The sequence below is a fragment of the Streptomyces sp. NRRL B-24085 genome (genome assembly GCF_001282115.1).
Lineage (GTDB): Bacteria > Actinomycetota > Actinomycetes > Streptomycetales > Streptomycetaceae > Streptomyces.
In genome coordinates this window covers 1-9942 of record NZ_LJBR01000300.1, presented here as the reverse complement: position 1 = coordinate 9942, position 9942 = coordinate 1, and the positions used below count along the sequence as shown (strand labels likewise).

Sequence of the window (9942 nt, the reverse complement as noted above, 5' to 3'; positions counted from 1 at the left end):
GGACGACACCAGCTCCGCGAGCTCCCGGTCGCTCAGGAGGGTGAGGGGGGTGGCGGTGTCGGCGTGGGGGCGGTGGCGGGTGAGGGAGTCCATGGCCCCATGATCGGGCCCCCGTGGCCGAAGCACGCGATGTCCGGGCCGAGTGCCACCAACTTCGCGAAGGAGTCAACGGCCTGAGCCCGGTCGACGTTGAACACGCCTAACATCACCTTCCCGTCGAACGGCGAGGCGGCCACCGTGTCCCCGGTGAAGAGCACGCCGTGGCGCGGGAGGTGGAGGGCGATGCTGCCGGGGGTGTGGCCGGGGGCGTGGACGACCCTCGCTCCGTCGCCGAAGTCGAGTTCGTCGCCGTCGGAGAGTTCCGTGAGCCGTGGTGGTCTCGTGAACCCGCCCTGGGGCAGGTGCCGTTGGGCCTCCGCGTGCAGCGGGAGCTCCCAGTCCTCGAACACCGGGGGCGGGCCCGGTGCTTCGCCTCGGACGAAGGGGGCGTCCAGTCGGTGCGCCAGCACCTCGGCGCCCGTCATGGCGGCCAACTCGCCCGCCCCGCCCACGTGGTCCTCGTGGAAGTGGGTGAGCACGATCCGCCGCAGACGCCCGGGGAGGCGGGCGGCGACCGGGGCCGCGGAACCCGGCGGACCGGCGTCGATCAGGGTCCACTCGTCGTCGTCGCGCCAGAGGTAGGCCTGGCCGACCGGGAAGTGCAGGAGGTGGAGACGGGGGAGGATCTCGATGACGTCCATGGAACGACCGTAGAAAGGCCCCCGTCCGGGGACGAGGGCCTTCTGCCGACAGCAGAGCCGGCGGATCAGCTCGCCGCGTAGTTGCGCAGGAACAGGGCCTCCGCCACCGAGAGGCGTTCCAGCTCCTTCGGGGAGACGCTCTCGTTCACGGCGTGGATCTGGGCCTCCGGCTCGCTGAGGCCGATGAGGAGGATCTCGGCGTGCGGGTAGAGCGACGCGAGGGTGTTGCACAGGGGGATGGAGCCGCCCTGGCCCGCGTACTGCATCTCCTGGCCCGGGTAGGCCACCGCCATCGCGTCGGCCATCGCCGCGTACGCCGGGCTGGTGGTGTCCGCGCGGAACGGCTGGCCCTGGCCGATCTGCTCGGTGCGCACCCGCGCGCCCCACGGAGTGTGCCGCTCCAGGTGCGCCTGGAGCAGCTTGGTGGCCTCGACGGCGTCGATGCCCGGCGGCACCCGCAGACTGACCAGCGCGCGGGCGCTCGCCTGCACCGACGGGGTGGCGCCGACGACCGGCGGGCAGTCGATGCCGAGGACGGTGACGGCCGGGCGGGCCCAGATGCGGTCGGCGACGGTGCCGTCGCCGATCAGCTCGACGCCGTCCAGGACCTTGGCGTCCGCCCGGAACTGCTCCTCGTCGTACTGGAGGCCGTCCCAGGACGCGTCCGGCGTGAGCCCGTCGATCCTCGTCGTGCCGTCCTTCCCGCGCATCGAGTCCAGGACGCGGATCAGCGCGGCCAGGGCGTCCGGGGCGGCGCCGCCGAACTGACCCGAATGCAGGTTGCCCGCGAGGGTGTCGACCTGGACACGCAGCATGGTCATGCCGCGCAGGGTGGCGGTGACCGTGGGCAGGCCGACGCGGAAGTTGCCCGCGTCGCCGATGACGACGGTGTCCGCCTCCAGGAGCGCGGGATGCGCTTCGGCGTACCGCTCCAGACCGCCGGTGCCCTGCTCCTCCGAGCCCTCGGCTATGAACTTGACGTGGACCGGCACTCCGCCGTTCGCCTTCAGGGCGCGCAGCGCGAGCAGGTGCATGATCACACCGCCCTTGCAGTCCGCTGCCCCGCGCCCGTACCAGCGGCCGTCGCGCTCGGTGAGCTCGAAGGGCGGGGTCGTCCAGCCGGCCTCGTCCAGCGGCGGCTGCACGTCGTAGTGGGCGTAGAGCAGGACCGTCTTGGCGCCCTCCGGGCCGGGCAGGTAGCCGTACACCGACTGGGTGCCGTCCGGGGTGTCGAGCAGGGCCACGTCCTGGAACCCCTCGGCGGTGAGCGCGTCCGCGACCCAGCCGGCTGCGGCCTCGCTCTCGCTCCTCGGGAACTGTTCGAAGTCCGCCACCGACTTGAACGCCACCAGTTCGGTGAGCTCCGCCCGTGCCCTCGGCATCAGCGAGGCGACGGTCTCGGCGACCGGATTCGACGACATGGGCACGCTCCTTGTGGGTGCGACGTTGTACCTGTGAGTGCCGTAGATCCTCCCACAGTGGTCTGTGGGCGGGCCCGCCGTAGGATGCGGGAGACAGGTGCGGCAACGGCTTGATCGGGAGCAGCAGACCATCGTGAGCAGCGAGAACTCTTCGGCGGACGGCACTTCGGCGGACGACTCTTCGGCGGACGGCGTGCAGGACGACGCGCAGCGGGTGTGGGACGTCGTCGTGGTGGGCGCGGGCCCCGCGGGCGCCTCGGCCGCCTATGCGGCGGCGGTCGCGGGACGGCGCGTGGTGTTGCTGGAGAAGGCCGAGCTGCCCCGGTACAAGACCTGCGGCGGCGGCATCATCGGCCCTTCGCGGGACTCGCTGCCGCCGGGCTTCGAGCTGCCGTTCCGGGACCGGGTGCACGCGGTCACGTTCTCGAACAACGGCCGCTTCACGCGGACCCGGCGTTCCAAGCAGATGCTGTTCGGGCTGATCAACCGGCCCGAGTTCGACCAGCAGCTGGTCGAGCACGCCCAGAAGGCGGGCGCCGAGCTGCGCACCGGCGTCACCGTGCAGCGCGTCGAGCAGCACGGTTCGGCGGTGCCCGACCGGCGTACGGTCGCGGTGGTCCTCCAGGGCGGCGAGACCCTGCTCGCGCGGGCGGTCGTCGGGGCCGACGGCAGCGCCAGCCGGATAGGCGCGCACGTCGGGGTGAAGCTGGACCAGGTGGACCTCGGCCTGGAGGCGGAGATCCCGGTTCCGGAGACCGTCGCCGAGGACTGGAAGGGACGGGTCCTCATCGACTGGGGGCCGATGCCGGGCAGTTACGGCTGGGTCTTCCCGAAGGGGGACACCCTGACGGTCGGGGTGATCTCGGCGCGCGGTGAGGGCGCGGCCACCAAGCGGTACCTGGAGGACTTCATCGGGCGGCTCGGTCTCGCCGGGTTCGAACCGAGCATCTCCTCGGGGCACCTGACCCGCTGCCGCGCGGACGACTCGCCGCTCTCGCGCGGGCGGGTGCTGGTGTGCGGTGACGCGGCGGGGCTCCTGGAGCCGTGGACCCGCGAGGGCATCTCCTTCGCGCTGCGTTCCGGGCGGCTCGCGGGGGAGTGGGCGGTCAGGATCGCGGAGGCCCACGACGCGGTGGACACCCGGCGCCAGGCGCTGAACTACGCGTTCGCCGTGAAGGCTGGCCTCGGCGTCGAGATGAGCGTCGGCAAGCGGCTGCTGAGCGCGTTCGAGCGCCGGCCCGGGCTGTTCCACGCGGCGCTGACGGGTTTCCGGCCCGCGTGGAACGCGTTCAAGGACATCACCCAGGGCGCCACCTCGCTGGGCGAGCTGGTCCGCGGGCGGCCGATGGCCCAGCGGGCGCTTGCCGCGCTGGACCCGCGTCCCGCAGGCGCCCCCGAGGGCGGGGAGGTCAGTTCTTGACCGTGATGCGGAAGACAGGGTGGTCGGGCGCGATGCGGCGCAGGTCGGCGTCGGGGGAGTCGGGGCCGACCCCGTTGAAGAAGACGCCGACCTCGGCCTTCCAGCGCTTGAGGTAGGCGCGCAGGAGCGGGACCTTGTCGTCGTCGCCCACCTCGGTCGCGGTGAAGGTCTCCACGTGTTTGCCGAGGTGCAGTTCGCCGCCGCCGGCCGCGCGCATGTTGTGCGTCCACTGGACATGGCCGCGCGGCGCCACCAGGTACTGCAGGCCGTCCACCGTCAGCAGGTTCACCGGGGTGGTCCGCCACTCGCCGCTCTTGCGGCCGCGGACCGCCAGGACACGGGAACCCCAGACGCTGAGGCCACGGCGGGTGAGCCAGGCCACCATGCGGTTGAGGACGTTGACCGTGAACCAACCGGGCTTCTGGACGTGCGTGGACATGAGCATCCCCATTGTTTGAGAGAGCGGTGCTCTCGCTTTCGGTGGGATCAGTCTGCACGGTTCGGCGACCCAAAGCAAGAGCAGTGCTCTCGATTGTGTGCACTGCTCTGTTCCTGTGCGACACTGAGTCGTATGAGCACCGCACAAGGGGCCCGGGCCCGCGCCCGGATCGAAGTCACCGCCGCCATCAAGGACGAGGCGCGCCGGCAGCTCGCGGCGGAGGGCGCGGCGAAGCTCTCGCTGCGGGCCGTGGCCCGCGAGCTCGGCATGGTCTCCTCGGCGCTGTACCGCTACTTCCCGAGCCGCGACGACCTGCTCACCGCACTGATCATCGACGCGTACGACTCCCTGGGGGAGAGCGCGGAACGGGCGCACGAGGCCGTCGCGCAGGCGGCCCCGCTGGAGCGCTGGGTCGCGGTGTGCGAGGCGGTCCGCCGCTGGTCGCTCGACCATCCGCACGAGTACGCCCTGATCTACGGCTCTCCCGTCCCCGGTTACACCGCGCCGCAGACCACCGTTCCGCCCGCCGCCCGGGTCGGCCTCCTCCTGGTCGGCATCGTCCGCGACGCCCACCACGGTCCGGAGGGCCTCGCGGAGCTGCCGCCGGTACCCGAGGACCTGCACGCCGAGGCCGACCGCATCGCCACCGACCTCGCCCCCGACCTTCCCTGCGCGGTGGTGGCGGCCCTGGTGGTGGCCTGGGCCCAGCTCTTCGGCCTGGTCGGCTTCGAACTCTTCGGCCAGTTCAACCGGGTGGTCGAGGAGCGCGAGCCGTTCTTCCGGCACGCGGTGCGGCAGTCGGGGCGGGGCGTGGGGCTGCGGTAGGCGCGTTCGGCGGGGCCGGCGCACCCCGGTTTCGCCGTCGTCGTACTCCGCCGGGAGTAGGCGTGATCACCACGCCCGTGGGACGTCCCGGCCGGGCCGGGACGTCTAGCGTGGCTGTCATGGACGGTGAGCAGTGCGGGCGCGGCGGAGACCGGCCGCGGTGGCGGCGGCACGGGCCGTCGTGGTGGCGGGGTGCCGACGGCGACGTACGGGGTGCCCGGTGGCCGTGGCCCTCCACCCTGTTCCTCACGTTCTTCGTGCTCGGGGGGTCCAACTACGCGGCCCACCAGCAGGTCGGCGAGCGGGCCGGGCTCGACCTGTTCGCCCGGGCGCTGCTGGTGGCCGGCTGCGGGCTGCTGCTGTGGCGGCACCGGCAGCCGGTGCTCGTCGCCTTCGGTACGGCTGCCGCGGCGATGCTCTACCTCGGGGCGGGGTACCCCTACGGGCCCGTGTTCCTCACCGTCGCCCTGGCCTGCTTCAGCGCCGTGGTGGCCGGACACCGCAGGGCGGCCTGGTCCGCGCTCGGGATGTTGTGGGCCGGGCACGTGCTGGTGGCCCACTGGCTCTACCGGTGGCTGCCGCCGTCCGGGGACTCCGCCGCGCCCTGGGGGCAGGAGGGCGTGATCGCCGCCTGGGTCGTCGCCATCGTCGCCGTCTCGGAGCTGGCCCGGACCCGCCGCGAGCAGTGGGCCGGGGAACGGGCCGAGCGGGCCCGGGCCGCGCAGCGCCGCGCCGACGCGGAGCGACTGAGGATCGCCCGCGAACTGCACGACGTCCTCGCGCACAGCATCTCCGTCATCAACGTCCAGGCCGGGGTCGGTCTCGCCCTCCTCGACACCGACCCCGACCAGGCCCGCACCGCGCTCACCACCATCAAAGCCGCCAGCAAGGAGGCGCTCGGCGAGGTCCGCCAGGTGCTCGACACCCTGCGCACCCCCGGGGACGCGCCGCGCGCCCCCGCGCCGGGCCTCGACCGGCTGCCCGAGCTGGTGTCCCAGGCGGCCGGCGCGGGTCTCACGGTCGAGGTGGCGGGCGCGGCGCCGACCCTGCCGCCCGGCGCGGACCTCGCCGCCTTCCGGATCGTGCAGGAGGCCCTCACCAACGTCGTACGCCACTCGGGCTCGCGGCACGCGCGCGTGCGGCTCGATCACGACGCGGACGCGCTGCGGCTCCGTATCGACGACGACGGACCCGCGACCGGCGCCGACGCGGGCGGCAGCGGCAACGGCCTGGCCGGAATGCGGGAGCGGGCCGCGGCCCTCGGTGGCACGATCGAGGCGGGCCCGCGTCCCGAGGGCGGGTTCCGGGTGCTCGCCGTACTGCCGCTCAAGGTGAAGGCCAAGGAGGACGACCGGTGATCCGCGTACTGCTCGCCGACGACCAGTCGCTCGTACGGGCCGGTTTCCGGGCCCTGCTCGACGCGCAGCCGGACATCGAGGTGGCCGGGGAGGCCTCCGACGGCGAGGAGGCGGTGCGCGAGGTGCGCGAACTACGGCCGGACATCGTCCTGATGGACATCCGCATGCCGCTCCTCGACGGACTGGCCGCGACCCGGCGCATCACCGAGGACACCGCTCTGCGGGACGTCAAGGTGGTCATGCTCACCACCTTCGAGCTCGACGAGTACGTCTTCGAGGCGATCCGCTCCGGTGCCTCCGGCTTCCTGGTCAAGGACACCGAACCCGAGGAACTGCTGCGTGCCGTGAGGGCGGTGGTCGACGGCGACGCGCTCCTGTCGCCGGGGGTGACCCGCCGTCTCATCGCCGAGTTCGCGGCCCGCTCCAAGGAGCCCGCGGCCGCGGGCGCCCTCGCCGGACTCACCGAGCGGGAACGGGAGGTGATGGCCCTGGTCGGCATCGGACTGTCCAACGAGGAGATCGCCCGGCGCCTGGTCGTCAGCCCGCTCACCGCCAAGACCCACGTCAGCCGCACGATGGTCAAGCTCGGCGCCCGCGACCGCGCCCAACTGGTGGTGCTGGCCTACGAGTCGGGGTTGGTACGACCCGGCTGGCTGGGCTGAGGACGCTCCCGCCGGAAGCGCACCAGCACGCTGACCACCCGGGCGACGAAGACCACGGGAGCGATCGCCAGCCCGGCGCGGAGCAGCAACTTCTCGACGGTGTCCGGCAGTTCGAACAGCAGCGCCGGTCCCGCCACCGCCCCGAACAGCACCGCCGCCGCGAACAGCGCACTGCACAGCGCGTATCCGGTCTCGACGGTGACCGCGTCCCGCTCCGCCTGGTTCCGGCGTCCCCCGTACGTCTCCATCCTCCGAGTCTCACAGCCGTGCGCCCGGCGGAGCAAGCAGGCTCGGCCGGGCGCACGGTGTCGGAGGCGTCCCCCTAGTCGCGTACGGCGACGCGCTCCGCCTCCCGCGCAGTGGACTTGGCGACGACGACGGACTGCTGCGGCCGACGCGGGGTGCGTGCTCCCGTGAGGGTGATCAGCAGGCCGGCCGCGGCGATCGCGGTGACCACGATCAGGCCGGGTCGGTAGCTGTCGAGAACGGCCTGCGGGGTGGCGTTCTCGGGTGCGCCCGCGGTCACCACGGCGGTCACGACGGCCAGGAAGATCGCGCCGCCGACCTGCACCGAGGTGTTGAGCAGCCCGGAGACCATGCCCTGCTCGTGGTCCTCGACCCCGTTGGTGGCCTGGATGTTGAGCGAGGGGAAGACCAGCGCGCAGGCGGCGCCGATGAGCAGCATGGACGGCAGGATCGCGGCCGCGTACACGGGGTCGAGGTCGATCCCCAGGAACAGCGCGTACCCGACGACCATCAGCGCGAAGCCCGCCGGGATCAGCCGGTGGGTCCCGAACCGGTCCACGATCGAGCCGACCTTCGTCGAGGACACCGCCACCAGCGCGCCCGCGGGCAGGAAGGCGAGCGCGGTGTGCAGCGCCGACCAGCCGAGCAGCGACTGCATGTACAGCGTCACGAGGAACTGGAAGCCGACGTACGAGCCGAAGAAGGCCATGGCGCCCAGTTGGGCCCGGATCTGGGTGCCGGAGCGCAGCACGCCGAGCCGGATCAGCGGGCCCGGCGAGCGCCGCTCGACCACGACGAACACGCTCAGCAGCACGGCCACGGCGAGGAAGGACAGCAGCGTGCGGGCCGAGGCCCAGCCGGACTCGGGAGCCTGCACGACGGTGAAGACGAGCAGCAGCATCGAGGCGGTGCCGAGGACGGCGCCGGGGACGTCGTAGCCGTTGTGGTCCTTCTCGCGGGCGCTGCGCGGCAGCAGCTTCAGGCCCGCGACCAGGGCGGCCAGCGCGATGGGCGCGGGCAGCAGCATGGTCAGACGCCAACTGGCCTCGGTGAGCAGGCCGGACAGCACCAGGCCCATGGAGAAGCCGGTGGCGGCGCAGGTGGTGTAGATGGAGAGCGCGCGGTTGCGCAGCGGGCCCTCCGGGAACGTCGTGGTGATGATGGACAGGCCCGCGGGCGCGGTGAAGGCGGCGCTGAGGCCCTTGATGAAGCGGCTGGCGATCAGCAGCGGGCCCGAGTCGACGAGGCCGCCGAGGAGTGAGGCGACCGCGAAGACGCCGAGGGCCACCAGGAAGACCTGGCGCCGGCCCAGCAGGTCGGCGGCCCGGCCGCCCAGGAGCAGGAGGCCGCCGTAGCCGAGGATGTAGCCGCTGACGATCCATTGCAGCGTCGAGGTGGAAAGGCCCAGGTCGGCGCCGATGGACGGGAGTGCGACGCCGACCATCGACACGTCCAGGGCGTCCAGGAACATCGCGGCGCACAGCACCAGCAGGGTGCCCCAGAGCCTGGGTGTCCAGCGGACCGCCGAGGTCGCGTCCGCGGTGGTGGTGAGCGGAGAGGTCATGCGGAGAACACTACATGCGCGTGCATCGAATGCAAACGCATTTAATTCCGATGCAATAATTCGTCTTCTCTGCTACGGTGCCGCGCATGGTGGCGAAGAAGCCCGAGCAGGCGCTGGCGGAACAGTGGCGGGACATCCTGGCGCTGCACGCGCGCACGCAGTGCGAACTGGACCGCGCTCTTCAGCAACACGGCCTGTGCGGAAGCGACTTCGAGGTCCTGGACGTCCTGGCCGACGGCGGCTGCGCCTACCGCGTGCAGGAGATCTCCGAGCGGGTCCATCTGAGCCAGAGCGCGCTGTCACGGCTGATCGCCCGGCTGGAGAAGGACGGACTCGTCGAGCGCGGGATGTGCGCGGAGGACCGGCGGGGCGTACGGGTGTCGCTCACGGCCAAGGGGCGCGCGCTGCACCGTGACGCCCTGCCGGTGCAACGCGCGGTCCTCACCAGGATGTTGGAGACCTCCTCCTAGCCCACGGCGGACTTCTCCCGCCACAGAGCGGCGACCGACGCGTCCCCGGTCACCTGCGGGAGCGGCAGCCGGTTCCACAGCGCCAGGTACAGCCGAGCGGCGGGCCCGGACACCTCGCAGTCGGCGTCCCCCGCCTCGCCGCGCTCGGTGACGGGCGGCTCCCCGGTCAGGCGTACGGTCCACACGGCGCCGTCCGTGTCGCTCGCCCGTACCCGCAGCACGCGGGGCTCGGCGCTGCGGACCCGGCTCTTCGCGCGGGCGTGGAAACCCCGCAGCAACTCGTCGATGCCGTCGGCCGCGAAGTCCCGCCCGATCTCGGTGGGGGTGCCGCCGCGCGCCGCCTCCGCGTCGAAGCGGTGCACGGTCGTCTCGTGCGCCTGCCGCCGGGCCCAGAAGGCGAGCGGTGCGGGGGCGGGGAGGAAGTGCCAGCAGCGGACGTCGGGCGCGGCGGAACCCAGCGTGTCGACGAGGAGGCGGTGGCCGGTGCGGAACCAGGCCAGCAACTCGTCCCCGTCGAGGTCCGGTTCCTCGTCCATGGGTCGGAAGTCGGCCTGCTCCTCGGCCACGAACGCGGTCGCCCAGCGGTGCACCGTGCCCGTGTGCCGCAGCAGGTCCCGCACCTGCCACTGCGGGCAGGTCGGCACCTTGGCGTCGACGCCCGCCTCTTCGGCGGCCGACGCGAGCAACTGGCCCTCGCGGTCCAGGATCCGGATGAACTCGGCTGTCTCCATGGGAGGAGTGTGCCTGACGGCGGCGGGGGGGGGGGTGAGCCTGTGTTTTGGGCCTGTCTCTTATAC

The 9942-nt window shown here is 72.6% G+C and carries 11 protein-coding genes; 5 read left to right on the top strand and 6 right to left on the bottom strand.

Annotated elements, in window-relative coordinates:
* Nucleotides 1-32 precede the first annotated feature (32 nt).
* Together AOJ26_RS29340 and AOJ26_RS29335 are read right to left on the bottom strand one after the other, a co-directional pair.
* A complete protein-coding gene (locus AOJ26_RS29340; RefSeq protein ID WP_053851385.1) occupies nucleotides 33-740 on the bottom strand; it encodes an MBL fold metallo-hydrolase in 708 nt (235 codons plus the stop codon).
* 65 nt (nucleotides 741-805) lie between these two features.
* Nucleotides 806-2161: a dipeptidase gene (locus tag AOJ26_RS29335; RefSeq protein ID WP_053851384.1), complete on the bottom strand. Its 1356-nt coding sequence runs from the start codon at nucleotides 2159-2161 to the stop codon at nucleotides 806-808.
* A gap of 133 nt (nucleotides 2162-2294) precedes the next feature.
* Between AOJ26_RS29335 and AOJ26_RS29330 the strand changes: the two genes are divergently transcribed.
* Nucleotides 2295-3581, top strand: coding sequence for a geranylgeranyl reductase family protein (locus tag AOJ26_RS29330; protein WP_053851383.1), 1287 nt, complete (start codon nucleotides 2295-2297; stop codon nucleotides 3579-3581).
* Here AOJ26_RS29330 and AOJ26_RS29325 read toward each other — a convergent pair.
* Nucleotides 3571-4020, bottom strand: a complete 450-nt coding sequence (locus AOJ26_RS29325; protein ID WP_179200381.1) for a nitroreductase family deazaflavin-dependent oxidoreductase — start codon at nucleotides 4018-4020, stop codon at nucleotides 3571-3573. The two genes, AOJ26_RS29330 and AOJ26_RS29325, sit on opposite strands and share 11 nt — an antisense overlap.
* 132 nt (nucleotides 4021-4152) lie before the next feature.
* Between AOJ26_RS29325 and AOJ26_RS29320 the strand changes: the two genes are divergently transcribed.
* From AOJ26_RS29320 to AOJ26_RS29310, 3 genes are all read left to right on the top strand, one after another.
* The gene (locus tag AOJ26_RS29320; protein ID WP_053851381.1) at nucleotides 4153-4845 is read left to right on the top strand and encodes a TetR/AcrR family transcriptional regulator; all 693 of its coding nucleotides are present in this window, start codon (nucleotides 4153-4155) and stop codon (nucleotides 4843-4845) included.
* 119 nt (nucleotides 4846-4964) lie between these two features.
* On the top strand, nucleotides 4965-6203 hold the full coding sequence (locus tag AOJ26_RS29315; RefSeq protein ID WP_053851380.1) for a sensor histidine kinase: 1239 nt from the start codon (nucleotides 4965-4967) through the stop codon (nucleotides 6201-6203).
* Nucleotides 6200-6865 carry a response regulator transcription factor gene (locus AOJ26_RS29310; RefSeq protein ID WP_053851379.1) on the top strand — a complete coding sequence of 222 codons (666 nt, stop codon included), beginning with the start codon at nucleotides 6200-6202 and terminating at the stop codon, nucleotides 6863-6865. Before AOJ26_RS29315 ends, AOJ26_RS29310 begins: the two co-directional genes overlap by 4 nt.
* Here the strand turns inward: AOJ26_RS29310 and AOJ26_RS29305 are convergent.
* Together AOJ26_RS29305 and AOJ26_RS29300 are read right to left on the bottom strand one after the other, a co-directional pair.
* On the bottom strand, nucleotides 6826-7113 hold the full coding sequence (locus tag AOJ26_RS29305; protein WP_053851378.1) for a DUF6332 family protein: 288 nt from the start codon (nucleotides 7111-7113) through the stop codon (nucleotides 6826-6828). The genes AOJ26_RS29310 and AOJ26_RS29305 overlap by 40 nt on opposite strands.
* A 74-nt stretch (nucleotides 7114-7187) precedes the next feature.
* Nucleotides 7188-8675, bottom strand: a complete 1488-nt coding sequence (locus tag AOJ26_RS29300) for an MFS transporter (protein WP_053851377.1) — start codon at nucleotides 8673-8675, stop codon at nucleotides 7188-7190.
* A gap of 86 nt (nucleotides 8676-8761) precedes the next feature.
* On the opposite strand from AOJ26_RS29300, the gene AOJ26_RS29295 reads away from it, so the two are divergent.
* The gene (locus AOJ26_RS29295; protein ID WP_053851376.1) at nucleotides 8762-9145 is read left to right on the top strand and encodes a MarR family winged helix-turn-helix transcriptional regulator; all 384 of its coding nucleotides are present in this window, start codon (nucleotides 8762-8764) and stop codon (nucleotides 9143-9145) included.
* Here AOJ26_RS29295 and AOJ26_RS29290 read toward each other — a convergent pair.
* The gene (locus AOJ26_RS29290) at nucleotides 9142-9876 is read right to left on the bottom strand and encodes a maleylpyruvate isomerase family mycothiol-dependent enzyme (protein WP_053851375.1); all 735 of its coding nucleotides are present in this window, start codon (nucleotides 9874-9876) and stop codon (nucleotides 9142-9144) included. The two genes, AOJ26_RS29295 and AOJ26_RS29290, sit on opposite strands and share 4 nt — an antisense overlap.
* Nucleotides 9877-9942: the final 66 nt, after the last annotated feature.

Coding starts and splice junctions, on each gene's coding strand:
- AOJ26_RS29315 (WP_053851380.1), top strand. CDS start 4,965: ATGGACGGTGAGCAGTGCGGGCGCGGCGGAGACCGGCCGCGGTGGCGG.
- AOJ26_RS29305 (WP_053851378.1), bottom strand. CDS start 7,113: ATGGAGACGTACGGGGGACGCCGGAACCAGGCGGAGCGGGACGCGGTC.
- AOJ26_RS29340 (WP_053851385.1), bottom strand. CDS start 740: ATGGACGTCATCGAGATCCTCCCCCGTCTCCACCTCCTGCACTTCCCG.
- AOJ26_RS29290 (WP_053851375.1), bottom strand. CDS start 9,876: ATGGAGACAGCCGAGTTCATCCGGATCCTGGACCGCGAGGGCCAGTTG.
- AOJ26_RS29325 (WP_179200381.1), bottom strand. CDS start 4,020: ATGTCCACGCACGTCCAGAAGCCCGGTTGGTTCACGGTCAACGTCCTC.
- AOJ26_RS29300 (WP_053851377.1), bottom strand. CDS start 8,675: ATGACCTCTCCGCTCACCACCACCGCGGACGCGACCTCGGCGGTCCGC.
- AOJ26_RS29295 (WP_053851376.1), top strand. CDS start 8,762: ATGGTGGCGAAGAAGCCCGAGCAGGCGCTGGCGGAACAGTGGCGGGAC.
- AOJ26_RS29320 (WP_053851381.1), top strand. CDS start 4,153: ATGAGCACCGCACAAGGGGCCCGGGCCCGCGCCCGGATCGAAGTCACC.
- AOJ26_RS29335 (WP_053851384.1), bottom strand. CDS start 2,161: ATGTCGTCGAATCCGGTCGCCGAGACCGTCGCCTCGCTGATGCCGAGG.